This window comes from Massilia rhizosphaerae, from assembly GCF_016093545.1.
Classification (GTDB): domain Bacteria; phylum Pseudomonadota; class Gammaproteobacteria; order Burkholderiales; family Burkholderiaceae_D; genus Telluria; species Telluria rhizosphaerae.
On record NZ_JADKYX010000001.1, the window covers coordinates 142245 to 168434 of the forward strand.

21 protein-coding genes and 1 tRNA gene are annotated in these 26190 nt (G+C 67.2%); 19 read left to right on the top strand and 3 right to left on the bottom strand.

What is annotated here, in order from left to right; translation table 11 throughout:
• Window positions 1-60 precede the first annotated feature (60 nt).
• Together ISF28_RS00650 and ISF28_RS00655 are read left to right on the top strand one after the other, a co-directional pair.
• Window positions 61-1665 carry a choice-of-anchor Q domain-containing protein gene (locus tag ISF28_RS00650; protein WP_229518788.1) on the top strand — a complete coding sequence of 535 codons (1605 nt, stop codon included), beginning with the start codon at window positions 61-63 and terminating at the stop codon, window positions 1663-1665.
• A gap of 213 nt (window positions 1666-1878) precedes the next feature.
• A complete protein-coding gene (locus ISF28_RS00655; protein WP_229518789.1) occupies window positions 1879-3042 on the top strand; it encodes a choice-of-anchor Q domain-containing protein in 1164 nt (387 codons plus the stop codon).
• A gap of 87 nt (window positions 3043-3129) precedes the next feature.
• Here the strand turns inward: ISF28_RS00655 and ISF28_RS00660 are convergent, their stop codons facing one another.
• The gene (locus ISF28_RS00660) at window positions 3130-3801 is read right to left on the bottom strand and encodes an SOS response-associated peptidase (protein ID WP_198115218.1); all 672 of its coding nucleotides are present in this window, start codon (window positions 3799-3801) and stop codon (window positions 3130-3132) included.
• 240 nt (window positions 3802-4041) lie between these two features.
• On the opposite strand from ISF28_RS00660, the gene ISF28_RS00665 reads away from it, so the two are divergent.
• The 16 genes from ISF28_RS00665 to ISF28_RS00740 all read left to right on the top strand — a co-directional run bounded on the left by ISF28_RS00665 (window position 4042) and on the right by ISF28_RS00740 (window position 18735).
• The gene (locus ISF28_RS00665; RefSeq protein ID WP_198115219.1) at window positions 4042-4956 is read left to right on the top strand and encodes a hypothetical protein; all 915 of its coding nucleotides are present in this window, start codon (window positions 4042-4044) and stop codon (window positions 4954-4956) included.
• Window positions 4950-5924: a hypothetical protein gene (locus tag ISF28_RS00670; protein WP_198115220.1), complete on the top strand. Its 975-nt coding sequence runs from the start codon at window positions 4950-4952 to the stop codon at window positions 5922-5924. The genes ISF28_RS00665 and ISF28_RS00670 overlap by 7 nt, the downstream gene beginning before the upstream one ends.
• Before the next feature lie 8 nt (window positions 5925-5932).
• Window positions 5933-6382: a lysozyme inhibitor LprI family protein gene (locus ISF28_RS00675; RefSeq protein ID WP_198115221.1), complete on the top strand. Its 450-nt coding sequence runs from the start codon at window positions 5933-5935 to the stop codon at window positions 6380-6382.
• A 95-nt stretch (window positions 6383-6477) separates the two neighbouring features.
• Window positions 6478-7566 carry a hypothetical protein gene (locus ISF28_RS00680; protein ID WP_198115222.1) on the top strand — a complete coding sequence of 363 codons (1089 nt, stop codon included), beginning with the start codon at window positions 6478-6480 and terminating at the stop codon, window positions 7564-7566.
• Window positions 7548-8567 (top strand): hypothetical protein, encoded by a 1020-nt coding sequence (locus ISF28_RS00685; protein WP_198115223.1) that lies wholly within the window; start codon window positions 7548-7550, stop codon window positions 8565-8567. Before ISF28_RS00680 ends, ISF28_RS00685 begins: the two co-directional genes overlap by 19 nt.
• Before the next feature lie 104 nt (window positions 8568-8671).
• A tRNA-Leu gene (locus ISF28_RS00690) sits at window positions 8672-8758 on the top strand.
• A gap of 221 nt (window positions 8759-8979) precedes the next feature.
• Window positions 8980-9786 (top strand): hypothetical protein, encoded by an 807-nt coding sequence (locus ISF28_RS00695; protein ID WP_198115224.1) that lies wholly within the window; start codon window positions 8980-8982, stop codon window positions 9784-9786.
• Between the two features lie 178 nt (window positions 9787-9964).
• Window positions 9965-10591, top strand: a complete 627-nt coding sequence (locus ISF28_RS30285) for a PEP-CTERM sorting domain-containing protein (protein WP_370663363.1) — start codon at window positions 9965-9967, stop codon at window positions 10589-10591.
• A gap of 177 nt (window positions 10592-10768) precedes the next feature.
• The gene (locus ISF28_RS00705; RefSeq protein ID WP_198115225.1) at window positions 10769-11320 is read left to right on the top strand and encodes a thymidine kinase; all 552 of its coding nucleotides are present in this window, start codon (window positions 10769-10771) and stop codon (window positions 11318-11320) included.
• A 12-nt stretch (window positions 11321-11332) separates the two neighbouring features.
• A complete protein-coding gene (locus tag ISF28_RS00710; RefSeq protein ID WP_198115226.1) occupies window positions 11333-11893 on the top strand; it encodes a hypothetical protein in 561 nt (186 codons plus the stop codon).
• Between the two features lie 167 nt (window positions 11894-12060).
• Window positions 12061-14316 carry a carboxy terminal-processing peptidase gene (locus tag ISF28_RS00715; protein ID WP_198115227.1) on the top strand — a complete coding sequence of 752 codons (2256 nt, stop codon included), beginning with the start codon at window positions 12061-12063 and terminating at the stop codon, window positions 14314-14316.
• A 202-nt stretch (window positions 14317-14518) separates the two neighbouring features.
• Window positions 14519-15301, top strand: a complete 783-nt coding sequence (locus tag ISF28_RS00720) for a PEP-CTERM sorting domain-containing protein (protein WP_198115228.1) — start codon at window positions 14519-14521, stop codon at window positions 15299-15301.
• A gap of 141 nt (window positions 15302-15442) precedes the next feature.
• Window positions 15443-16633, top strand: coding sequence for an acyl-CoA dehydrogenase family protein (locus tag ISF28_RS00725; RefSeq protein WP_198115229.1), 1191 nt, complete (start codon window positions 15443-15445; stop codon window positions 16631-16633).
• Window positions 16634-16641: 8 nt separating this feature from the next.
• Window positions 16642-17814: an acyl-CoA dehydrogenase family protein gene (locus tag ISF28_RS00730; RefSeq protein ID WP_198115230.1), complete on the top strand. Its 1173-nt coding sequence runs from the start codon at window positions 16642-16644 to the stop codon at window positions 17812-17814.
• The gene (locus ISF28_RS00735; RefSeq protein WP_198115231.1) at window positions 17811-18287 is read left to right on the top strand and encodes a MaoC family dehydratase; all 477 of its coding nucleotides are present in this window, start codon (window positions 17811-17813) and stop codon (window positions 18285-18287) included. Before ISF28_RS00730 ends, ISF28_RS00735 begins: the two co-directional genes overlap by 4 nt.
• Window positions 18274-18735, top strand: coding sequence for a MaoC family dehydratase (locus ISF28_RS00740; protein WP_198115232.1), 462 nt, complete (start codon window positions 18274-18276; stop codon window positions 18733-18735). Before ISF28_RS00735 ends, ISF28_RS00740 begins: the two co-directional genes overlap by 14 nt.
• Before the next feature lie 4 nt (window positions 18736-18739).
• On the opposite strand, the gene ISF28_RS00745 is transcribed toward ISF28_RS00740, so the two are convergent.
• Both ISF28_RS00745 and ISF28_RS00750 read right to left on the bottom strand, forming a co-directional pair.
• A complete protein-coding gene (locus tag ISF28_RS00745) occupies window positions 18740-19672 on the bottom strand; it encodes a diguanylate cyclase domain-containing protein (RefSeq protein ID WP_198115233.1) in 933 nt (310 codons plus the stop codon).
• Window positions 19669-24171, bottom strand: a complete 4503-nt coding sequence (locus tag ISF28_RS00750; protein ID WP_370663364.1) for a PAS domain-containing protein — start codon at window positions 24169-24171, stop codon at window positions 19669-19671. The genes ISF28_RS00745 and ISF28_RS00750 overlap by 4 nt, the downstream gene beginning before the upstream one ends.
• A 308-nt stretch (window positions 24172-24479) precedes the next feature.
• On the opposite strand from ISF28_RS00750, the gene ISF28_RS00755 reads away from it, so the two are divergent.
• Window positions 24480-26186, top strand: a complete 1707-nt coding sequence (locus ISF28_RS00755; protein WP_198115234.1) for a GspE/PulE family protein — start codon at window positions 24480-24482, stop codon at window positions 26184-26186.
• Window positions 26187-26190: the final 4 nt, after the last annotated feature.

Consider the following 26190-nt stretch of genomic DNA (forward strand, 5'->3'; position numbering starts at 1 on the left):
TAACACCGACGCTGCGGCTCGTGCCCGCGGCAGGGGAACCCACGCACTCAAGGAATGTAAATGAAACAACTCAATATCGCGTTCACCACCCGTATCAACGTCCTGCTGTGCAGCAGCGCCGCCGTCCTCCTCGCCGCATGCGGCGGGGCGGGCGACGCATCGACGGGCACGCCGGCCCAGACGGCAGCCTATGTCGACACCCATGCCGGCGCCGGACAAACGAATGAGCCGAATGCGGCCGACGCCGGTACGGCGGCGGCCAGCGGCACGTCGAACGACTTCGCCGTCAGCGGCTACGACACGAACCCGCGCGCCGGCGCCGGGTCGATCAATGGCGCGATCGCCAGCGCGGCCGCGGCCCAGGCCGGGACGCAGACCCGCCTGCTGGCCAGCGTGACGTCGGTCGATACGTCGAGCGCGGCGTCCCAAGTGACCCAGCTGTACCAAACGCTGCTGGGCCGTGCGCCGGATGCGGCCGGTCTCGCATACTGGACCCAGGTCATGGCGAACGGCGCGCCGCTCTCCGCCGTCGAAGCGGCCATCCGCGGCAGCGCCGAATACGCGAGCCTGCATAACACGTCGACCGGCACGGGTTCGACGGTGACGGTGCCTCCGACCACGTACAACTATTATGTGTCGCCGACGGGCTCCGACTCGGCGGCCGGCACGAAGGCCGCGCCGTTCAAGACGCTGGCCCGCGCCGCCAAGGCCGCGACGAAACCGAGCACGACCGTCTGGGTCGCGCCGGGCACCTACGCCGGCGGCATCAAGACGACGGCCAGCGGTACGAGCGCGGCCCGCATCTACTGGGTGTCGACGACGAAGTGGGGCGCGAAGGTCGTTCCGCCTTCGAGCTCGAGCAACAACAACGCCTGGGACAACCGCGGCAATTACGTGAGCATCATCGGATTCAACGTCGACGGCACGAATTCGGGCAGCGGCACGAAGTGGACGCACGGTATCTACACGGGCGGTTCGTACGGCATGATCGCCGACAACCACATCCACCACATCGCGAAGTCCGTGGCTTGCACGAGCGCCGGCGGTTCCGCGATCGGCGTCGACAGCTACTACCACGGCGTGCTGACGGACGTCGTCAGCAACGTCGTCAACGACATCGGTCCGGCCGGTTGCACGTACGTCCAGGGCATCTATTTCAGCACGTCGGGCACGATCAAGAACAACCTCGTGTACCGCGTGGGCGCGGTGGCGATCCACCTGTGGCACGACGCCACGAACGTGATCATCACCAACAACACGGCGGCCGCGTCGAACTTTGGCATGGTGATCGGCGGCGGCGATTTCTATTTCACGTCGGCCGGCGCGAACAACGTGTTTGTTGCGAACAATATCGTGTACGACAACAAGTACGGGATCTCGGAGCAGGGCAAGACGGGCAAGCAGAACGTCTACAAGAACAACCTGATCTACAAGAACTCGACGTACAACACGTCGCTGCGCAATGGTCTCGTGGCCACGGCGACGGTCGGTTCGGATCCGCTGTTCAAGGCCTATTCGCGCACGGCGGCGACGCCCGACTTCCACCTGACCACCAGCTCGCCGGCAATCGGCCGCGGTATCGCGACGAACGCCTACCCGACCGACCTGGACGGCAAACCGCGTAACGCCACGAGCGGCTACGACATCGGCGCTTACCAGCACTGATCGAGCCGTCGTCGCGGCGCTTCGGCGCACGGCCCGGCTCGGGAGGACGCGGTCCTTCCCGAACCGGGCCTTTTTCGTTCCTTCGGCCGCCGAAGACCGCTCATCCTTATCTGTTCATTACCATAGGAAATTTTTTTTAGAAAAGCTTGAACTTAGTCAGTTTCCTTGCATCAAAGGGTTATCTTCACTCACTTGATGTATGGATCTTTTCTGATGAAAAAACTGCTGAATTTTGCTTCGAACGTTCGTCTCAACACTCTGCTGAGCTGCAGCGCCGCGGTGCTGCTGGCCGCGGGCGGCAACGCCCTGGCCATGACCACGCCGGCCACCACTTATAACTATTATGTGTCGCCGACCGGTTCGGACTCGGCGGCCGGCACGAAGACCGCGCCGTTCAAGACCCTGGCCCGCGCGGCCAAGGCCGCGACCCAGCCGAGCACGACCGTGTGGGTCGCGCCGGGCACCTACGCCGGCGGCATCAAGACGACGGCCAGCGGCACGAGCACGGCCCGCATCTACTGGGTGTCGACGACGAAGTGGGGCGCGAAAATCGTTCCGCCGTCCTATTCCTACAACAACAACGCGTGGGACAACCGCGGCAACTACGTCAGCATCATCGGCTTCGACGTCGACGGCACCAACTCGCTCAGCGGCACCAAGTGGACGCACGGGATCTACACGGGCGGTTCGTACGGCATGATCGCCGAGAACCACGTCCACAACATCGCGAAATCCGTCACCTGCACGAGCGCGGGCGGTTCGGCGATCGGCGTGGACAGCTATTACCACGGCGTGCTGACGGACGTGATCAGCAACGTCGTCAACGACATCGGCCCGGCCGGTTGCACCTACGTCCAGGGCATCTATTTCAGCACGTCGGGTTCGATCAAGAACAACCTCGTGTACCGCGTGGGCGCGGTGGCGATCCACCTGTGGCACGACGCGAACCACGTGACCATCACCGACAACACGGCAACCTCGTCGACCTTCGGCATGGTGATCGGCGGCGGCGACTTCTATTACACGACGGCCGGCGCGAACTACATCTTTGTTGCGAACAACATCGTGTACGACAACGTCTACGGCATCTCGGAGCAGGGCACGACGGGGACCCAGAATGTGTACAAGAACAATCTCGTGTACAAGAACTCGAAGTACAACATCTCGCTACGCAATGGTCTCGTGGCCACGGCGACGGTCAGCTCGGATCCCCTGCTCAAGGCTTACTCGCGCACGGCGACGACGCCCGACTTCCACCTGACCAGCAGCTCCCCGGCAATCGGCCGCGGCACCGCGACGAATGCCTACCCGACCGACCTGGACGGCAAGCCCCGCAATTCGACGACGGGTTACGACATCGGCGCCTACCAGCACTAAGCCGGCGCGGCCCGGGTTCGTCCCGGGCGACGCACACCGCGGCCCGCACGCTCCACGCGCGCGGGCCGTTTTTCATTGGAGGCGGCGTCAATCGTTCAGGGGCGTCGTGATCCCGGGCCCCTCCGCGCCGGCCCGGTTCACGGCCGTGCTCACCTTGTACCATTCGAAGGCGTCGGCCGGCACGGCGGCATGGCGCGCCAGTTCGATCGCCTGCTGGGGCGACAGGTCCGGATCGAGCCACAGCCTGGCGTCTTCCGCATCCAGCACGACGGGGCGGCGGTCGTGGATGTCCAGCATGCCGCCGGACGCGTCGTCGGTGACGATGACGAAGCCGGCCTCGGCGCGATTCTCTTGAAACGGCCCGAAGTTGGCGACGGCCAGCATGAACAGGGGACGATGGTCCTTGCGGTGGATGTGCCAGGGCTGTTTGTGACCCTTTTCTCCCGTCCACTCGTACCAGCCCTCGGCCGGCACGATGCCGCGCCCGTTCTTGACGAGCCGCGACCAGTAACGGTTCGCCAGCTTTTCCAGGCGCGCATTGATGACAATGGGCACCTTGCCTTCGGCCCATCGCGCGCGATAGCTCCAGAAGACGTCGTCCACGCGATGCTCGCCGTCCTGCACGTGCATGACGGGCCGATACGAGCCAGGCGCCGCGTTCGGCGTCGGTTTCGATGCGCTGTCGAAGACGGCGTCCGTCCAGCCGATCAGGTTGGCGTAGTGACGCGCCGTCTGGCTTTGGTCGAATCGTCCACACATGGGGGGATGGTAGCGCAGATGGCCGACGACGGCCGTCCGTTAGCGCGGTGCATGCCGTCGACGCACTCACAGTGGCCGAGGCCTTGCCGAACGGTGCCAAAGTCGCGTATCGTTTCGCAAATGCAACAATTGCACTGCCGGCGATCGATGCCTGCCTCGTGTCCTGGGTGGCCGGCCCTGTGCCCAGTCCGGTGAGGCGGGCGCTTCCGACATCAATAATCACCTAGTCGAGGACAACAAATGCCTTCACCTTCGGCCGCCGGCGTCGCCGCGGGCTTTCCCGAGCCGAGCGCCTATCTCAAGAAGCTGACGTTCGGTTTCAACAGCAGGATTCTACAGGCGCGCCTGGACGACATCCAGCGGGTGAGCCGTGTAGGCCTGGGCTTCGAATACGTGTTGGACAACGATACCTTTACGTATTCGATGCACCGTTTCGGCGACGACCTGTGGGTGGTATTCGTCACGCTCAGGCGCGAGGCGATCCGTCTCGCGCTTGGCGGCAAGGACGGCTGGGAGGCCGAATGGCGCCGTGCGGTGGCATACGGTTACTGGTCGCTGGCGATGCAGATGGATGCGCGCCGTGCAACCATCGAACGGAATGCGGCCGACGGCGGCGAGAACTGGGGCGCGCCGGGGCTCGAGTGGTTCGGCGGCGTCGCCGGCGATTGCCTGGCGTTGGGCTGGACCGACTACGCGCGCGATCTCGCCCGGCGCGCCCGCTGGATGGACAGCATGCGCGGCTTCCCCGACGGCGCGCAAGGGTACCAGCGCGCGACCCAGCGCTTTGTCCTGCGCCTGATCGAAGACGGGAATGGCACGGCAGAAGGCGATGTCGGCGTGCCGGAATTCGACACCCTGCTGGCGAACTGGCGCTCGGCGCCTGCGGCCGATCTCGCACCCGTGCTCCTGGCCGCGTGCGACCGCCACACGCACCAATGCCGGTCGACGGACACCGACATGGAATTCGACCTTCCGTTCGAAGCGTTCTGGTACGACCCCTACGAGATCCTGGCCGTGCTGCGCCTGCGCGCATCCGCGGGCCTGGACAATCCCGCGCTCGGCCATCCGCTGCTGGACACCCCGCTGGGCCGATTGCAGGGGCCGTCGGCGCCCGTGCTGGACGAGGTGCTGGCGGCGGCGGTGTCCGCATGCTGACCTTGCGTCGGAGTGAAGTCCACAGAACGATGCAAAGGACGATCAGATGGTCGAATTTCATGTCGGGGGACGGTGAGACCGGGACGAAAAGAAATTCGAAGCCCCTGCGTGGGGCCGTCGCCGCAGCGCTGCTCGGCGTGAGCTGCCATGGCGGCGCGCGGAACGTCCTGGACGCCGCGTTCGTCTACGAACAGTTCAGCGCCATCGAAACCGCGGCCCTGGCGTGCCAGCCGCCTTCCATGGAGGACAAGGCGGGATTCGGCAAAAAACTCGCAGCGGCACGCAAGGAATTCGTCCGGACCTTGCAGGCGGGCGGCTCGTCGTCGGCACAGGCCGAGGCCGAGGCGGACCGGCGAAGCGCAGCACAAGGGACCAGGATAGCCGCGCTGATCGACGCCCAGGGATGCGATAGCGGCGATGTGGTTCCCCTGCTGCGCCGGTATGTCGAGATCGGCGCGTGGGACCCGCGCAAGGGACCGTTTCCGCTCCCCCCGCCGCCGCCCGTCCTGTCGCAGGCAACCAGGGATGCCATGTTGGCGGCCGCCGGCTACACGCGGGAGGGCCAAGCCTGGCGCAACGAGTGCGGACGCGCCATCGAACCGCAGTTCACGACGGTCCAGTTGACCGGCAAGGCGGTGCCGCAGGTAATCGTCACCAGCGCCGACGCGATCTGTTACGGCCATTCGGAGTACCGCAATACGGTGCTGCAACAGGCGGCCGGCCGGTGGACGCAACTCGCCGAATTGATCGGCGTTCTCGACGTGGGATCGGCAGTCACGCACGGCTATCGTGAACTCATTCTCGGCGGCCCGGGCTACTGTGGCAACGAGGTTTATCGTTGGACCGGGCGGGCCTACGCCTACGTGTGCAACGCGCCCGGCGACATGGACGCCGACCTGCGCCGCACATGCACGGCTGCGCCTAGCCGGATCCGCTGGTGCAGGCCAGGAAGGGATGCCCGGCCATGATCGCTGTCATGCGTCGGCTTGCGGTGTGGCTCGCACCGATCATGGCCTGCACGGGCGCGCACGCGACGAGCTTCGACTGCGACAGCGAATCGCTGTCCCGGATCGAGAAGACGATCTGCAGCCGCGACGATCTCGCGGCGCTGGACAACGAGATGGCCGACACGTATCGCCGCATGCTCTCGCTCGCACGGACGCCGGCCGATGTGACGGCATCCCAGCGCCGCTGGCTCGCGGCGCGCAACCGGTGCAACGATGCGGCATGCGTCGCGCAGACTTATCGAGACAGGCTGACCGAACTGCGTGCGACGCCCGGGGCGGGCTGGCGCGAATTCCACGATCCTGCCACGGGCCTGCGCTTTCGCTACCTCGCCAACCGCAGCGTCAAGCCGTGCGCGGGCGACGCGGGACCGCGCTGCCATATCCTCAGCGGTCCGGGCATGGCCGCGGGCAGCGCATAAGTTCGGGGATTGACGCCGTCGTGACGGATCGTCCAGGCGAGACATGCGCCGAAGGAGAACGAAGCCATGGATGATGACAACGGGAGTCGACGGTCTTGATCAAACAGGTTTTATCGCTGCGGGCGCCGATTCTTTTCCTGTCTGCGCTTCATGGTGCGAGTTTGGCGACGCCGCTGGAAGCCGGTGCGCAAGGGGTGTGGTCCGGAACGCTCGGAAACAGCCCAATCGTCGCCTGTTTCGACGCGCGCAGCGACGACGGGCAACGGCACGGGAGCTATTACTATGTCCGCTATTTGGCGCCGATTGCCCTGACACCCCAAACGGTCGAGGGCGAATGGGCGGAAGGCGCCGACGCGCGCTGGTCATTGTCTTCCCCGCAGCGGAACCATCTGGAGGGCGCATGGCGCAGCAGCGACGGCCGCAAGGATTTACCCGTTCGGCTGACGCGGTTGCCCGGCACGAGCGCCATGCAAGCGTGCGGCAGCGACGCGTACAACCTCCCGTTGGAGCAGGCAGCCCTCAAGGTGAAAGTGGGATCGGTCAGATATCTCGGGAAAAAGCGTTATCGTCCGGTTTCGATCGCCGGCGTCCAGCTGGTAGAACTGATCGACGCAGCGCCGGGCATCGCGGCCATCAACCGGCAACTGCGCGCCGAACTGCCGGGCGATGACGCGGCACAGCGCCAACAGTTGCGAGAACTCGTCAGGACGGAAGGCCGCTACGTGTTCGACACCGTCACGGCCGAGCCGGTCGAATGGACCGATCGATCGGTCACGATCCGGTTGCACCGTGATTTTGCCGGCGCAGGCGCATCAGGGGCGGAAGACGGATCGCGTACCTGGAACGTGGTCAGCGGGGGCGAGATCGATCCGTGGCGCTGGTTCGGCGTCGGGTCGGATCGTAGCGCCGATTTGCCGCTGCCGGTCGTGGGCAGGACGGGTGTGCTGCCGGCGAACCTGAAGGATTATTTGGTGAAAGCCGCTCACGCGGGCGGCGATTGCCGCGCGCTGTACGATGAATCGTCGGCGGCGGGCATTCAGGTCAGCGAAGTCGGCATCGAATTCCTGCTGGGGGATACGTTGCGGCCCGAGTGCATGCAGACTGTCTTCGTGTCGCCCGAGGCGATACAGCCGTTTTTGAACGAACGAGGAAAAGCGGAATTACGATGGCTGACGAAAAAATAACCGCCCGCGTCGCCCTGAGGGTTGGCATGATCGGGCTGGCATTGTGCGTGGTCGCCGGCCGTGCGAGCGCAGCGGATTCCCTGTGCGCGCCGGACGAAACGGTGTTTTTCAATTGCCGGATCAAGGACAGTCCCAAACTGCTGTCGGTATGCGGACGGGCCGGCGAGGACGCCAGGCGCGGCGCGGCGCTTCCGGGCGACTATCTGCAATACCGTTTCGGCTCGCACGACAAACCCGAGCTGGTTTTTCCGAAAACGCGGGCAGGCTCGCTCGACAGGTTCCGGGTCGCGCACGAGTACGTTCGCTCCGCGTTTTACGAAAGCCATCAATTGAGCTTCCGGTCGGGCGGGGCCGACTATCGCGTGTATGCGGTCAGCCAGCTGGCGGACGAGGAGCCGGCTGCGCCGCAGGACGAGTACGGCGGGGTCGTCGTCGGCGGCGCCGGCGGCCATGACGTCAACGTGCCATGCGGTACCTTGCCCGAGAACGATCTCGGCAGCCTGGTCCGCAAGTTCGGCGTCGAGCATCGGGAAGACGAGGCCGAGGCGGACGACGTCGCCAAGGCCAGTTTTCAGCTCTGCCAGGCAATGCCGGCAAATGGGCGCCTGAGCGGCAACGAGCTTCGTCCGCTGAACGATGCGTTCATGATGGGATTGCACGAGACGCCTGACATCATCGACTTGAAAGAGGGCGCGGTCGAGCAACTGGTCGCGAAACCGCTGCACGGCAAGCTGGCTCCCGAGCGGACGACACCTGGGCGCCAGGCGGCCTGGCGTTACACACCCGTCCCCGGCTTCGCCGGCAACGACCGGGCCGAATTCGTCGTCCGTGGTACCGCGAAGACGGGCGAAGCGGTCGAATTCCGCCTGATCTACCAGCTGAGGATGGAAGCCGACCACCTGAGCGCCTATTTTCCCCGGCGCGGCCTGTCCGGGCAGCCGGTACGGGATATGTATTGTTTGATTCCGTACTTTCTGCTCGATTACGTACCGGCGCGTTGAGGCCGTGGCGCTTTCAAAGCAGCAATCAACAGAGCAAGCGGCACGCGGTCGGTATTGCATTTTCGACCCTGAACGGGTCTGGCTGTGCTAGAATCCTGCGCGCTGCCCGGATGGTGAAACTGGTAGACACCCGGGACTTAAAATCCCGTGCCAGCAATGGCGTGCCGGTTCGATCCCGGCTCCGGGCACCACGGATTCCCTCACCATCTTTTCGCCCCCTGCGAGGATTCGCCGCCGCCCGTCGGCCGGACCGGATCCCTCGCGCTCCATTTTCCACAGGTTCCCAGTCGCCGCGGGTGGCGCGCGCGCTTGACGCGAACGCTTCCCTTCAACCCGGCGCACGCATGGTGTAGCATGCGGGTCGACACGCCCACGGCCCCGATGCCGCGGCAGGACATGCACAGGAAACGCTTTGAATATCACGATCAACGAAGAACTCCGCTCTTTCATCGATCCCCTCACGCCCGTCGAATACGCGGCGCTCGAACGCAGCCTGCTGGCCGACGGCTGCCGCGACGCGCTCGTGCTGTGGCGCGACGTGCTGATCGACGGGCACAATCGCTACGACATCTGCACCAAGCACGGCATCCCGTTCCGCACGGTCGCCAACGACAAGTTCGACTCGCTCGAAGACGTCATGCTGTGGGTGATCGACAATAATCTCGCACGCCGCAGCGTGTCCGATTTCCAGCGCGGCATGCTCGCGCTGCGCAAGAAGGAGATCGTGGCCGCGCGCGCCGCGCAGCGCGCCGCGCTGCAACCCGCGGACGCCGCGCCGGAAGCCGCCGCGCAGGAGCCGGCCGAGGATCCGTCCGACCCGCCCTGGAGCACGCGCGAAGACGTGGCCAAGGCCGCGCGCGTGTCGGCCAATACGCTGAGCCAGATCGAACGCATCCGCAAGACGGCGGCGCCGGAACTGGTGGATGCCGTGCGCAGCGGGACGATTTCCGTCAGCGCGGCCGCCAGCGTCGCGTCGCTGCCGCCGGAGGCGCAGGTCGCGGCCGTCGCCGGCGGACGCAAGGAATTGCAGCAGGCCGCGCGCCAGGTGCGCGAGCAGAAGGCGGGCGCGAAGCCGAAGAAGGAGACCGTGCCGGATTCGCCGGAAGACCAGGTCAAGGCCTTGCGCGCGCAGGTCGGCGAATTGAAGGACCGCGTCGCCACTTTGATGACGGAAAACGAGGTGCTGCGCCAGAAGCTCGCCGCGCTGGGCGGCGCCTGATAGCGAAGGAGGTCCCGTGACGATGTCGCGCGCGCGACAAGCTCGAAGCCGATTTCGGCGCACGTTATACGTAGCGCAAAGGCGGGCTAAAACGCCGGTTTGAACAAATATGCACCCTGCATTCCTGAGTTTTACTTGAGACGGCCACTCGGCTGTCAACCAACACAAGGAGTGCATCGTGCGTATCCCATCGCTGTTTTCATTGAAACCGTTGTGTCTCGCCGCCCTGCTGTGCGCCGCGGCCGGGGCCCAGGCGGCCATCACGGTCTACACCTCCGAGAGCGCGTTCCTCGCCGCCGTGTCGGCGCCGGGCACCGATACCTTCGACGACCTGACCGTGGCGCCGTACGGCGACACGGTCTACCGTACCGCCGGCGCGTACAACTACCAGGCGTATTCCGCTACGGGCATCTGGGGCGCGGGCGGCCCGACGGATTTCTGGCTGTCGAACAACACCCGCTATAACCCCATCGTGTTCTCGCAATTCAGCAGCGGGGTGAGCGCCTTCGGCGGCAATTTCTTCGCGTCGGATATCGCCGGCCAGTTCGTGCCGGATGGGACGATGGTGTTGACGGCCATCGACGGCGGCACGCTCACGTATGACCTGACGGGCGCGACGACGGGATCTTTCGTGGGCTTCGTCTCGACGGCGCCGCTGTCGTCCGTGACGCTGGGCACGGACGGCGGCGAATACTGGCCGACGGCGAACAACGTGGTGCTCGCGGTGCCGGAACCGGCCACGTACGGCATGATGTTGGTGGGCATGACGTTGCTGGGGTTGGCGGCACGCCGCCGGCGCGGCTGACGGCCCACCGTCCCGGACCGGCAAGGACGCCGGTCCGGCGCTCCTCGACCTCGAAGGCGATGAATGCCTGATCGTCGCGAGCGGCGCAGCGTGACCGTGCGCCTGCGGCGGGATGGTGGCGTGGCCGGGCATCCTGTCGCTATAATCGCGGGATTCGAGATTCAAACATCGCTTCCCGTGGCCAAACTCTACTTCCGCTACTCGGCGATGAACGCCGGCAAATCCACCTCCCTGCTGCAAGTCGCCCACAACTACGAAGAGCAGGGCCAGAAGGTGCAGTTGTACACGGCCGCCATCGACGACCGCTACGGCGTCGGCCAGATCACGTCGCGTCTCGGCCCCCAGCGCCAGACGGAAGTGTTCGACAAGCAGACCAATTTCCTGGAACGCGCGCCGGCCGTGTCCTGCGTGCTCGTCGACGAAGCCCAGTTCCTGACGAAGGAGCAGGTCGTGCAGTTGCACCAACTGGCGCAGGTGCGCGGCGTGCCCGTGATCTGCTACGGCCTGCGCAGCGATTTCCGCGGCGAGCCGTTTCCCGGCTCGGCCTATCTGCTGGCGCTGGCCGACGATATCGAGGAAATCAAGAATATTTGCTCGTGCGGCAAGAAGGCGACGATGAACATCCGGGTCGATCCGGAAGGCCGCCGCATCCGCGAAGGGGAGCAGGTCAGCATCGGCGGCAACGAGCGTTATCGCCAGGCCTGCGGCCGCTGTTTCTACACGGGCTGATCCGGGCCGTCGATGTCCTGGCTGGCTGCTTGCGCCGTCCATCTGCCCGCCTGGGCCCGCGGCCTCGGGGAGATCGGGCTCTACCTCGTGCCGTCGCTGGCGCTGGCGTTCCTGATCTGGATGGTGACGAAAGCGCATCCCGTGTTCTTCCTGTTCAGTGCCGTCGGCACGTTCTGCCACGAGCTGGCGCATTTCGCCGTCGGGTTGCTGCTGGGGGCGGAGCCGGTCGGCTTCACGGTCATTCCGCGCCGCAGCGGCCGCACGTGGGAGCTGGGGTCGGTGTCGTTTGCCAACCTGCGCTGGTATAACGCGGCGCCGGCCGCGCTGGCGCCGTTCCTCGTGCTGCTGGTGCCGCTGGCGGTAGCCTGGTGGCGCACGCGCGCGGCGTGGCATTTCGGTCCGGCCGACCTGGCGCTCACCCTGCTGCTGGCGCCGCAGTTCCTGTCGTTCTGGCCGTCGCCCGTCGACTGGAAGCTGGCGCTGCGCAGCTGGCCGTATCTGTTGATCATCGCCGCGGCCGGCCTGGCCTTCTGTTGGCATGAAACGAGTTTGTTTCGATTTGTAAAAGCGTAGCCGCGGCGGCGGCGTCCAGACTTAAGCTCGGCTGAAGACGCGTGCGAGCCGGCTCTGCGCCGCTGCGCTATCCTGTAGAATGGGTTGCATCCGCCGCTGTGTCGGCGCGATTGCCAGCCTCCCGCCTGGCGATCGCCATTGAATATCCCGTCCGGAGAACCTAGAGAATGAAGAAGCAGATGTTGATGGTCGCGCTGGCGTTTGCCATGTCGGCCCACGTGGTCACGGCGCAACCGGAAAAGGTTGCCGCCGTCCAGACCGACAAGGCCGCCATCGTCCAGCTCAAGCCATCCGCCGCCCAGACCCAGGCCGCGCTGTGGGCGTCGCGCGTGCTCGCGCGCTACCACTACAAGGCAATGCCGCTGGACGATGCGATGTCCGCGAAGATCTTCGACGCCTACTTCAAGGCGCTCGACAGCGAGAAGCTGTACTTCACCCAGGCCGACATCGACGGCTTCGCGCCCGTCCGCAACAAGCTCGACGACGCCATCAACAACGAAGACCTGACGGTGCCTTTTCAGATCTACAACTTGTATCAGCAGCGCTTCTTCGACCGCATGGCGTTTGCGCGTCAGCTGTTGAAGGAGGGTAAATTCGATTTCGGCAAGGACGAGACCCTGCAGATCGATCGCGAAAAGGCCGCGTGGCCGAAGAGCGAGGACGAGGCGCAGGACTTGTGGCGCAAGCGCGTCAAGAACGACTGGCTGCGCCTGAAGCTGGCCGGCAAGGACGACAAATCGATCCGCGAGACGCTGGACAAGCGCTACGAGGGTTACCAGAACCGCCTCAAGAAGCTCAACAACGAGGACGTGTTCCAGATGTTCATGAACGCGTACGCGATGGCGATCGAGCCGCATACAAACTACCTCGGCCCGCGCTCGGCCGAGAACTTCGACATCGCCATGCGCCTGTCGCTGGACGGCATCGGCGCCGTGCTGCAGTCGCGCGACGACTATACCGTGATCCGCGAAGTCGTCCCCGGCGGCCCGGCCGACAAGTCCGGCAAGCTGAAGGTGGGCGACCGCATCGTCGGCGTCGCGCAAGGCAACGGCCCGTTCACGGACGTGATGGGCTGGCGCATCGACGACGTCGTGCAGCTCGTGCGCGGCGAACGCAACTCGACGGTCCGCCTGGACGTGCTGCCGGCCGCCGCCGGCCTGGACGGCAAGCACACGACCGTGTCGCTCGTGCGCCAGAAGATCAGCATGGAAGAACAGTCGGCCAAGAAAAAGATCATCGAGGTGACCGATAACGGCGTGAAGCGCCGCATCGGCGTGATCCAGCTGCCGACCTTCTACCAGGACTTCGAGGCGCGCCGCCGCGGCGACAAGGACTTCAAGAGCGCCACGCGCGACGTCAAGCGCATCCTCGGCGAACTCAAGAAGGAGAAGGTCGACAACGTCCTGATCGACCTGCGCAACAACGGCGGCGGCTCGCTGATCGAGGCCGTCGAACTGACGGGCCTGTTCATCGACAAGGGCCCGGTCGTGCAGCAGCGCAGCGCCGAAGGCCGCGTCGAGGTCGAAAGCGACACGGATGCCGGCCTGGCGTGGGACGGCCCGATGGGCGTGCTGATCAACCGCGGTTCCGCGTCCGCGTCGGAAATCTTCGCCGCCGCGATCCAGGACTATGGCCGCGGCATCATCATCGGCGAGCCGAGCTTCGGCAAGGGCACCGTGCAGACCTTGATCAACCTCGACCGCTTCTCGCAGGACAGCAAGGCGAAGTACGGCGAACTCAAGATGACGATCGCCCAGTTCTTCCGCATCAACGGCGGCACCACGCAGTTGCGCGGCGTCACCCCGGACATCAAGTTCCCCGTCACGTCGGATGACGACAACTTCGGCGAGTCGTCGTACGACAACGCGCTGCCGTGGACGCAGATCAAGCCGGCGACCTACATGCCGGCCGGCGACATCAAGGAACTGTTCAATCCGCTGCAGAAGAAGCATGACGCGCGCGTCGCCAAGGACCGCGATTTCCTCGACATCGAGCAGGACATCGCCGAGGCCCTCAAGCTGCGCAAGGACAACGTGATCTCGCTCAACGAGACCGTGCGTCGCAAGGAGCGCGAAAAGCAGGAAGCCAAGGCCCGCCTGCGCGAGGCCCGGCTGGCCGGCAAGGACAATGCGGACGACCCGGCGGCGGGACCGGGCAGCAAGGAACCGCGCAGCAAGGTGCCGACGCCCACGAGTCCCAAGAAGACGAACGTTGCGCTGAAAGGCCTGGCGGGCGCCGACGACGGCCTGCAGGGCGACGAGCGCAGCCTGACGGCCGAGCTGGCCGCCGAGAAGGCCGCCAAGAACGCCAAGGACGTCTATCTGCAGGAGGCCGCCCACATCCTGGCCGACGAGACCGGCATGCTGAAGGCCGACACCCGGATGGCATCGCGCGCCATGCCGTATTTGTCAATTCTGAAATAGAATGGCGGTCAAAGAGTGTTAATTATGCAATAGAAATTTGTAGAAATATTCATCCGGAAAGGATGGCGAAAGGCGGGGCTCCCCTTGGGAGTCCCGCCTTTTTTCATGCTGTTCAATTGAAAATTGTCTTTTTTTCAGGTGTGCTACATTCACTCAGCAGTTAAATTAAGAATAACTTTTCACACTGAGCAAGGAGTTCATTATGGCAACTCGTTACCTCATCGCGGTGGCTCTCCTGTTCGGGAGCACATGCGGAGCCCAGGCTGAAGTCGTCTCGACAGCGGCCCAATCGGGCTTCCTGTCCGGTTGGACCGGCGGCAACGGTTCGGACGTGGTCGGTTCCGGTGTCCTGTCGAGCGGCGTGAGCCTCGTCGGCGGGGCGGCCTATGGCAGCGGCAATCTGGCGCAGGCGTTGTACCAGAAGGCGAGCGCAAGCGTCGGCCAGGCCAGCACGGAAGTCAAATTGTCGTATTCGCAAGGTATCGAAGGCACGTATCTGCTGAGCACAAGCAATGCCAAGCTCGCGGCGATGCTGGGTAACGGCATGTCCGTCGTGTCCACCAGCGACGGCAAGATCGTCGCGGCCGGTGAGAAGGGCGCCTCGGGTGGCGGTGGCGGTGGCGGGGGCGGCGGTAGCGCGTCGGGCGGCGGCGGCGGCGGTGGATCCACGACGGGAGGCGGATCGACGGGCGGCGGCAACAGCGTCGACGGTGCGCCTTCCGGCAATTATGGCAACTCGGATGGCAACTCGGGCAATGGCGCGACGGTGATCACGCCGGTCGCCAGCGGCGAGCAGGGCGGTGCCATCGTCGAGCTGCCGATCCCGGCCAAGAACGGTGCCGGCAACGGCTCGGGCCTCGGCCTCGACATGCCGGTGGCCCTGCCGGCCGCGCAAGTGGCGGCCGTGCCGGAGCCGTCGTCGATCGCGCTGATGATGGCCGGCGTGCTGGGCGCGCTGGGCGTCGTCCGGCGCCGCAAGTCCTGATCCGCGGCAGTTTTTCCACGAACGCCCCCGCGCCCGCGGGGGCGTTGCTTTTGGGGCCCCGCGTTCTTTCTCGTCCCTTGATTTCAGGTACAATCTTTGGAACGGTCGTGCTTTTTTGGCCGGCACAACAAAGGAGACGAGATGGACCTGACCTATACGGGCGACGACCTGGCCTTCCGCGACCAGGTACGCGCCTTCCTCGAGGCCGAGCTGCCGGCCGACCTGCGCCACAAGGTGCAAAACCACTTGCGCCTGCACAAGGAGGACTACGTGCGCTGGCACCGCATCCTGGCGCGCCAGGGTTGGGTCGCGCCCGGCTGGCCGCGCGAATTCGGCGGGCCGGGCTGGACGCCCGTGCAGCGCCACATCTTCGAAGAGGAATGCGCCCGCGCCGGCACGCCGCCCATCCTGCCGTTCGGCGTGAACATGGTCGCGCCCGTCATCATGGCGTTCGGCAGCCAGGCCCAGAAGGATCACTATCTGCCGCGCATCCTTTCCTGCGAGGACTGGTGGTGCCAGGGCTATTCCGAGCCGGGCGCCGGGTCCGACCTCGCGTCGCTCAAGACCACGGCGGCACGCGACGGCGACCACTACGTCGTCAACGGCCAGAAGACGTGGACGACGCTGGCCCAGCACGCCGACATGATCTTCTGCCTCGTGCGCACCGACCCCACCGTGCGCAAGCAGGAGGGCATCTCCTTCCTGCTGATCGACATGCATGCGCCCGGTGTCACCGTCCGTCCGATCATCATGTTGGACGAAGATCATGAAGTGAACGAAGTCTTTTTCGACAATGTGCGCGTGCCGGTGTCTAACCTCGTGGGTCAGGAAAACAAGGGCTGGACCTATGCCAAGTATCTGCTGGGCCACGAGCGCACGGGCATCGCGGCCGTCGGCCGGTCCAAGCGCGAGCTGGCCCGCCTCAAGACGCTGGCGCGGCGCGAACACAAGAATGGCGCGCTGCTGCTGCGGGATCCGTTGTTCGCCGCGAAGGTCGCGGAGCTGGAGATCGAGCTGATGGCACTCGAGATGACCGTATTGCGCGTGCTGGCCGACGCCGACAAGGCACCGGGCCCGGAAGCGTCCGTGCTCAAGGTGCGGGGCACCGAGATCCAGCAGCGGCTGTCGGAACTGATGGTCGAGGCGGCCGGTCCGCTGGCGCTGCCGTTCGACGCGGCCTACCTCGAAGGCGAGCGCGAGCACAGCGTCATCGATGACGATTTTGCCGCACCGCTCTTGCCGCATTACTTCAATTACCGCAAGACGTCGATCTACGGCGGCTCCAACGAGATCCAACGCAACATCATCTCCCAGATGATTCTGGGCCTGTGAGGAAAGACATGGACTTCAACTTCAAGGAAGAACAGCTGCAGCTGGCGGACGCCCTCAAGCGCTGGATCGCGCGCGACTACACGTTCGAAGCGCGCCGCGCCATCGTCGCGTCGCCGGCCGGCGTGTCGGTCGCCGCCTGGGGCACGCTCGCGGAGCTGGGCCTGACGGCGCTCCCGCTGCCGGAAGCGCACGGCGGCTTCGACGGGGACGCCGTCGACATGTTCGTCGTGATGCAGGAACTGGGCCGCGGCCTCGTCGTCGAACCGTACGTCGCGACCATGCTCGGCGCCGAGTTCCTGCGCCGCGGCGGCGCGCATGGCGGCTTGCTGGAGCGCGTCGCCGGCGGCGAACTGAAGCTGGCCTGCGCGCTGGGCGAGCGCCAGTCCCGCCACGACCTGCGCGACGTCGCCACGCGCGCCACGCGCGACGGCGCCGGCTGGCGCCTGAACGGCGAGAAGAAGGTCGTGCTGCACGGTGCCCAGGCGGGCGTCCTGGTCGTGTCGGCGCGCAGTGGCGGCGCCCAGCGCGACGAGGACGGCATCACGCTGTTCGCCGTCCCGGCCGATGCGCCCGGCGTCGTCCTGCGCGACGTGCGCCTGCTGGACGGCCAGCGCGCCGCCGACGTGCTGCTGCGCGACGTGCGCGTCGAACACGATGCCGTGATCGGCGCGGCGGACGCCGGCTGGACCGTCCTGGAAGCGGCGGCGGACTACGGCGTGGGGCTGCTGTGCGCGGAAGCGGTGGGCGCGATGGACGCGCTGTTCGCGGCGACGCTCGACTATCTCAAGACGCGCCAGCAGTTCGGCGTCCCGATCGGCAAATTCCAGGCGCTGCAGCACCGCATGGCCGACATGTACGTGCACCTCGAGCAGGCCCGTTCGATGGCGCTGCTGGCGGCCGTGCGCCTGGCCGACGACGCGCGCGGGGCCGGCGGCGGCAAGGCGGCGGCCGAACGCCGCCGCGCCGCGGCCGCCGCCAAGTACCGCGTGGGCCAGGCGGCGCGCTTCGTCGGCCAGCACGCGATCCAGCTGCACGGCGGCATGGGCGTGACGGACGAGCTGCCGGCGTCGCACTATTTCAAGCGCCTGTCGACGATCGAGCTGACCCTGGGCGACAGCGACCACCACCTGGCGCGCTTCATCGCGCAGCCGGGCTTCGACCGGGACGAGGAGGCGGCATGAAGGAATACTGGTATTTCGAGGATTTCGAGCCGGGCCAGGACATCGACCTGGGCACGCGCACCGTCACGGAAGACGAGATCGTCGCGTTCGCCCGCGACTACGATCCGCAGCCGTTCCACGTCGACCACGACGCGGCCGCGCAGTCGATCTACGGCGGCGTCATCGCGAGCGGCTGGCACACGTGCGCCATGATGATGCGCCTCGTCGTCGACGGCTTGCTGGGCCGGTCGTCCAGCATGGGGTCGCCGGGACTGGAGGGCGTGCGCTGGCTCGCGCCCGTGCGCGCGGGCGACACCCTGAACGTGCGCTACCGGACCGTGCAAGTCAAGGCGTCGGCGTCCAAGCTTGACCGCGGCGTCGTCTGGTCGATGTGGGTCGCCGTCAACCAGCGCGGCGAGACGGTGTGCACGATCGAGGGCATGGGCATGTTCGGGCGCCGGCCCGGCGGGGAGCGCCGCGATGGCCCTGCATGAAGTGACCGGGCTGGACGCCTTGCGCGCCCTCGTGGGCACGGAGCTGGGGCGCTCGCGCTGGTTCGAAGTCGGCCAGGATCGCATCGCCACGTTCGCCGACGCCACCGACGACCATCAATGGATCCACGTCGACCCGGACCGCGCCGCTCGCGAATCGCCGTTCGGGACCACCGTGGCGCACGGCTTCCTCACGCTGTCGCTGCTGCCGTCGATGCTGGCCGACGTGCTCGTGATGCTGGATGCGAAGCTCGTCGTGAACTACGGGCTGAACAAGGTGCGCTTTCCCGCGCCGGTGCCGGCCGGCAGCCGCGTGCGCGGGGCCATCGTGCTGGCGAAGCTGGAAGACGAAGGCAATTCCTGCCAGCTCACGCTCGCCGTCACGGTCGAGCGGGAGGGCGGCACGAAGCCCGTGTGCGTGGCCGAATTCCTCGTGCGCCGCTACGCCTGAAGGTTCAGGCGCCGCAGCCGGCGCCGCTCAGGCGGTAGCGGTTGCGGCCCTCGGCCTTGGCCTGGTACAGCAGGGCGTCGGCCACCTGGATCAGGTCGGCCGGGATGCTGTGCTCGCCCGGCACCATGCACGCGATGCCCATGCTGGCCGTCAGGTACGGCGCCGTCGGCGACGCGTCGTGCGGGATGGCCATGTGCTCCAGCTCCGTCATGAGCCGGTGCGCGACGCCCGTCGCGCCGCGGCCGTCCAGCTGCGGCAGCAGGATCGCGAATTCCTCGCCGCCGTAGCGCGCGACGAGGTCCTGCGTGCGCGCGGCCGCGTGGCGCATGGCCGTCGCGAACTGCACGAGCGTCGTGTCGCCGGCCTGGTGGCCGTAATGGTCGTTGTACAGCTTGAAATGGTCGATGTCGACGAGGATCAACGCCACCGGCAGGCCGGCGCGGCCGCAGCGGCGCCATTCGGCGTCGAGGCGCTCGTCGAAGGCGCGGCGGTTCGCGACGCCGGTCAGCGCGTCGGTGAGGATCAGGGCGCGCAGGGCGTCGCGCTGGCGCTTGACGGTCAGCTGCGTGCGCACGCGGGCGCGCACGACGGCCGCGTTGACGGGTTTGCTGATGAAGTCGGCGGCGCCGGCGCCCAGCGCGCGCGTCTCGTCCTCGGGCGACTTCAGCGCCGTCACGAAGATCACGGGGATGTCGCTCGTCTCCGGCGACGCCAGCAATTCCTTGCACACGGCGTAACCGTCCATGCCCGGCATGACGGCGTCCAGCAGGATCAGGTCGGGGCGCTGGGTATGGGCGATCTCGAGCGCGCGCGGACCGTCCATCGCGAACAGTACCTCGTGCTCGTCCTGCAGGGCGCCGTGCAGGATCTGGATGTTTTCCATCGCATCGTCGACCACCAGGATGCGGCCGTTCAGGGCCATATCGGTCCAGCTCATGCATCCTCCTTCGTATCCAGTAGCGCGCGCACCAGCTGGGCCGCCTGCTCGAATTGCAGCGTCGCCACCGCGTCCGCCAGCGGCGCCACCTTGCCGGGTTCGAGCCGGGCGAGGGCCGGGCGCACCGCGTCGAACTGCGCCATCGCTTTCATGTTGTTATTGTGGAGCAAATCGAGCAGCTGCGCCAACTCCCGACGCAGGACGGCGCCATCCTCGGTCGACGCGGACGTCGCGGCCGTATCCGGACCGGCTTCGGCGGCGGCGGGTTCCGGCTCGGGCAGGTCGCGCGCCGCTTCCAGCACGATCGCGAGGGCGGCATCGAGACGGGCCAGGCGCAGCGCGAGCGCCGCCGCGTCCTCGCTGCGCAGCGCCTGCTCCAGTTCCAGCGCCTGGCCGGCGACGTCCGTCGCGCCCAGGTTGGCGGCCACGCCGCGCAGCCGGTGCGCCGCCTGGCCCGCGCCCGCGCGGTCGCCCGCCTCGAGACGGGCCCGGATGTCGGACACGGCGCCGCCCTGCGACTGCTCGAAGCGCTTGAACAGTGCGGCGAAGCTGGCGAAATTCCCGCCGAAGCGGGGCAGCGTCGCCTTCAGGTCGACGCCCGGGATGTGCGCCGGCACGGCCGGGCCGGACGGCGGTTCGGCACCCTCCGTCTCGCCCGCGGGCGCCGCCGGGCAGCCCGTGACCTGGATCAGGGTGTCGACCAGTTCGTCCACGTCGATCGGCTTGGCGAGGTAATCGTTCATGCCGGCGGCCAGGGCGCGTCTGCGGTCCTCGTCCAGCGCATTGGCCGTCATCGCGATCACGGGCAGCGTATCGAGCCCCATCGCGCGGATGGCGGCCGCCGCTTCGAAACCGTCCATCACGGGCATCTGCAAGTCCATCAGCACGGCGTCGTACTGGGCCGCGTTCTCGCCCAGCATGCTGACGGCGATGCGGCCGTTCGCCGCGAAATCGACGCTGGCGCCCGCGTGCACGAGCACGTAGTTGGCCACTTCCTGGTTGAGCAGATTGTCCTCCACGACGAGCACGCGCAGGCCGGCGAGCCGGCCGCTCAGCGGGAGCGCGCGTTGCGGGGCCGGCGCCGGCGCGCCGCTGTGCAGTTCCGCCAGCACGTCGGCCAGCGCGCCGCGCGTGAACGGCTTGGCCAGGACGGCGTCGATGCGCAGGTCGGCCGCCAGCGCGTCGAGGCGTTCGCGTTCCGGGTCGGCCGCCAGCAGCGCGCAGCGGGGCATGGCGATGGCGCGGTCGGCGCGCGCGAACGCGATCACGGAGGCGCCGTCCAGGTCGCCCAGCACGCTGTCGATGAACGCGAGGTCGAACGGTCCGGCCGTGCGCAGCTGCGCGAGCGCGTCGGCGCCGCCGGCGGCCGTCGCCACCTCCCAGCCGCGTCCCGCGAGCAGACCGGCCAGCGCGGCGCGGCCGCTCGCGTTGTCGTCCGCGACCAGGACGCGCAGGCGCGGCCCGTCCGCCGGCGCGGCCGGCGCGGCGTGCGGGTCGGCGCCGAACGTGGCGGCGAAGCGGAATGTGGCGCCGTGGTCCGGCACGCTCTCCACCTGCAGCTCGCCGCCCATCAGGCGCACGAGGCGCCGGCTGATCGCCAGGCCCAGGCCCGTGCCGCCGTACTTGCGGCTCGTGGAACTGTCGGCCTGCGAGAATGCCTCGAACATGCGCTGCTGCTGCTCGGGCGCGATGCCGATGCCGGTGTCGCGCACGGCGAAGGCGAGGGCGACCGGTCCGGCGGCGCCGCCCGCCGGCTCGATCGACAGCACGACCTCGCCCCGCTCGGTGAACTTGATCGCGTTGCTGACGAGGTTGAGCAGCACCTGTCCGAGGCGCATCGGATCGCCGACGAGGCGCGCCGGCACGTCCGGGTGGATTGCAAACACGGGTTCGATGCCCTTGTTCCACGCGCTCGTGGCGGACATCGCGGCGATGCTGGACAGGACGTCGTCCAGCGCGAACGGCGTCTGCTCGAGCACGAGCTGGCCCGCCTCGACCTTCGAATAATCGAGCACGTCGTTCAGCATCGACAGCAGCGATTTCGCGGCCATCTGCATGCGCGCGACATAGCCCCGTTCGCGCCGGCCCAGGTCCGCCTCCTCGAGCAGGCGCGCGAGGCCGATGACGGCGTTCATCGGCGTGCGGATCTCGTGGCTCATATTGGCCAGGAATTCGCCCTTGGCGCTGCTGGCCGCTTCCGCCGCGCGCAGCGCTTCCTCCAGCTGCGACTGCGTGCGCTTGAGTTCCGTGATGTCGGCATGGAGCATGTAGAAGCCCTGCACGCGGCCGTCCGCGTCCACGTCCGGGATGTAGCTGCCCCAGGCCTGGATCGCCTTGCCGGACCCCTTGCGCTCCAGGCGGCGCTCGAAGAACTGGCGTTCGCCGCGCAGCACGCCGTCGAGGTAGGGCTGCACTTCGGCCATCTGTTCCTCGTCCACGAGCTCGTGCATCGGGCGGCCGACGACGTCGTCCGCGTCGCGTTCGAGCCAGTCGCGATAGGGCTTGTTGGCGAAACGGCAGCGCAGGTCGGCGTCCCAGTAGCCGACGAGCGCGGGCAGGTGGTCCGTCACGGTGCGGATCATGCGTTCGCTTTCCTCCAGCCGGCGGCTGGCGGCGCGCAGGGCGGCGGCCGTCTCCACGCGGGCCGTGATGTCGCGGATGGTGCCTTGCACGATGCCGCGGCCGCCGATGTCCACGCTGTTGAGCAGCACGTCGGCGTGGAAGTCCGAGCCGTCGCGGCGCCGGTAGATCCACTCGAAGCGGCAGTCGCCCGTGTCGAGCGCGCGCCGCATCGCCTCGTGCCACAGGTCGTCGGAGCGGCGCCCGTTCGGCTGGAATTCGGGCGAGCTGGTCGCCGGCGCCATCGCGAGGAATTCGTCCGCGTCGGCGCAGCCGAACAGGTCGATCGCCGCCTGGTTGGCGCTGAGGAAGCCGGCCCCGTAGGCGATGAGCACGTGCGCGTCGCCGGAGCCCTCGAACAGGGTGCGGAACAGCTCCTCGTTGTCGCGGTTGCGCTGTTCCTGGCGCTTGCGTTCCGTGATGTCGAGCACCACGACGTTGATGCCGACCAGTTCGCGCTCCGGGCCGAACACGGGATAGTAGCTGCAGATCCAGTGGCGCATCACGCCCGGTTCCGCCGGCGTGTCGCCGCTGTCCTCGACGTCGATCAGCGGCCGGCCCGTCGTCAGCACCTCGCGGTACGGCTTCTCGAGATGGACGCCGCGCTCGCCCAGCAGTTCGGGCAAGGTGCGCCCCACGTGGGCGTTGGCGGGCAGCGCGTTCACGGCCGCCAGGTAGTCGTTGATCATCACGACCTTGAGGCTGCGGTCGACGAAGGCGAGGCCGACGGGCGCCGTCGCGTACACGGTGGCCAGCATGGCGGAGGAGCGCTGCAATTCGTTGGTGCGCTCCGCCACGAGCGATTCGAGGCCGGCGCGGTACTGCTGCAGCTCGCCCTCGACCTTGTGCAGCGCGCGCGCGACGCTGGCCGCCTCGCGGATCGCCAGCGGCGGGATGACGAGCGCCTCGCCCCGTCCCAGCGCGGCCGCCGGTTCCGTCAGCGCCCGCACGGAGCGCGCGATCGAGTCGCCGATGCGCCACGCGAGGCCCAGGCTGACGGCCAGCATGACGGCCATCCAGGCGAGCGTCGTGGCGGGATCGGGGCCGAGGATTTCGCGCGCCGCGTGGCGCGGGAAGCTGATCGCCACGGCCCAGTCGTGACCCAGCGTGCGGGAGTAGGCCGAGTACATGGGCTGGGGGCCGTGGTCGAGCAGTTCGACGATGCCGACCGGCGCGCGCGTCAGCGCCCGGGCCAGCTCCGGCCGCATCGAGTCGCCGAGCGCGTGTTCGGTGTGTCCGCGGAACGCGACGAGGCGCCGGTGGTTGTCGAACACGAGGGCGCGCCAGTGCGGCGGCAGGTTCTGGTTGGCCAGCAGTTCCTGCAGGCGGCGCGGGCGCAGGTCGACGCTCAAGGCATACGCCACCTTGCCGTTGTGCCAGACCGGGACCGCGATCGAGATCACCCACGGCTGCGTGGCGTCGCCGCGGTGCAGGCCGGAGATGACGGTGTCGCCGGTGTTGAACACGGCGCGGATATCGGCCTCGTTGCCGCGCGCCGGCAGGAGGCTGCCGAGGGCGTGGCGGGTGTCGAGGAGCACGGTGCCGTCCGGCGCGCTGACGGCGACCGCGTAGGCGGGGAATTCGGGCCGCAGCAGGCGGCGCGCGGCCGCGTGGAAGGCGGCCAGGTCGCCCGTCGCCAGGTTGGTCTGGTTGGCCAGGGTGCGGGCCGCCGTTTCGCCGTTGGCGAGGTCGCGGTCGACGGCGGCGGCCAGGGCGCGCGCGATCATCTCCGCGTCCTCGGCGATGTGGGCGCGCTCGCGGTGGTCGGCGTCGCGCGCGAACACGAGGTAGCCGATCAGGATCGGCAAGGCGCACGCCAGCACGAGCGTCACCAGCTTGGCGCGTATGGAAGGTAGCGAACGACGTTGTAACAACTGCACTGCAAGCTCCGCGATCGGTGCGCAGCTCAAGCGGCGCAAGTATGCATGGTAGCCCAGCCGCCACCTCCCTGTAAATTCGGGGTCAGAGCGTTTTTTTTCGGCGCGAACCTCGGCAAGCCGTTGTTTTATCGAAGAATTAACGCGGCAGTGCGCCAAAAACGGTGCTCTGACCCCGAATTTCCATGCCGGAATGGCGGGGAGTCGCGCCGACGATACGCTTTGTCATACGTAAAGTCATTCTGTAGGTTAATTTTTCGTTCCTGTGACATACAATGCAGGACTAGTCCTACATTGATCGAAGAGGTGGTATGGCGCGGCCCGAAAAAGTCCGACTTGGCGAAATCCTGGTGCAACAAAAGCTGTTGTCGGAAGATCAGCTGAACCAGGCGCTGGCCGACCAGAAGCGCACCGGCCGCAAGCTGGGCCGCGTGTTCGTGGAGAGCGGCTTCGTCACGGAAGAGCAGATATCCGGCGCGTTGGCACGCCAGCTCGGCATCCCTTACCTCAACCTCAAGTTCTACAACATCAACCAGGACGTCGTGCGCCTGCTGCCGGAAACGCAGGCGCGCCGCTTCCGCGCCCTGGTGCTGGAAGACCGCGGCGAGACGGTGCTCGTCGGCGTCTCCGATCCGACCGACCTCTTTGCCTACGACGAGATCGCGCGCCTGCTGAAGAAGGGCGTCGAGCTGGCCGTCGTCAACGAGACCGAAGTGCTGCAGGCGATCGACCGCATCTACCGCCGCACCGGCGAGATCACGGGCCTCGCGCGCGAGCTCGAACAGGACCTGGGCGACACGACCTCCGTCGACTTCAACACGTTGTCCGCCAATTCCGGCCTGGAAGAAGCGCCGGTCGTGAAGCTGCTGCAATCGGTGTTCGACGACGCGGCCCAGGTGCGCGCGTCCGACATCCACATCGAGCCGCAGGATGGCCGCCTGCAGATCCGCTTCCGCATCGACGGCGTGCTGCACCTGCAGACGGAAGCCGACATCAAGATCGCGACGCCGCTGGCGCTGCGCCTGAAGCTGATGGCGGACCTCGACATCTCGGAAAAACGCCTGCCGCAGGACGGCCGCTTCGCCGTCAAGGTGCGCAACCAGCGCATCGACGTCCGTATCTCGACGATGCCCACGCAGTACGGCGAATCCGTCGTCATGCGTCTGCTGAACCAGGTCGGCACCACGCTGCGGCTGGACGCGATCGGCATGCCGCCCGCGCTGGTCGAGCGCTTCCGCGCCATCGTCCAGCGCCCCAACGGCCTTGTGCTCGTGACCGGACCGACGGGTTCCGGCAAGACGACCACGCTGTACAGCGCGCTGGCCGAGCTGAACTCCGTCGAGAAAAAGCTGATCACGGTCGAGGACCCGATCGAATACCGGCTGTCCGGCATCAACCAGGTGCAGGTCAACGACAAGATCGAGCTGAATTTCGCGCGCGTGCTGCGCTCCGCGCTGCGCCAGGACCCGGACATCGTGCTCGTCGGCGAGATGCGCGACCAGGAGACGGCGCAGATCGGCCTGCGCGCCGCGATGACGGGTCACCTCGTGCTGTCCACGCTGCACACGAACGATGCCGCGTCGACCCCGCTGCGCCTGATGGACATGGGAGTGCCGCGCTACATGGTGAGCGGATCGCTGCAGGCCGTGCTGGCGCAGCGTCTCGTGCGCGTGATCTGCGAAAGCTGCTCGGAACCGTACCCGTTGCCGGCGCCGGAGCGCGCCTGGCTGCGCGCGGAACTGGGCGACCGCGCCGAGACGGTGCCGTTCTTCCACGGGCGCGGCTGCTCCCACTGCAACGGCACGGGGTTCCGCGGCCGCACGGGCGTGTACGAACTGCTGGAGATGACGCGCGCCGTCAACGAGGCCGCCAACCACCCGGACCCGTCGCACTTCCTCAAGGTGGCCCATGCGGAGATGCGCGGCGAGACGCTGCGCCGCAGCGGCGTGCGCCTCGCGATCCAGGGCCGCACGACGGTGTCCGAAGCGATGCGCATCAGTAACCAGATGGAAGACTGATAAG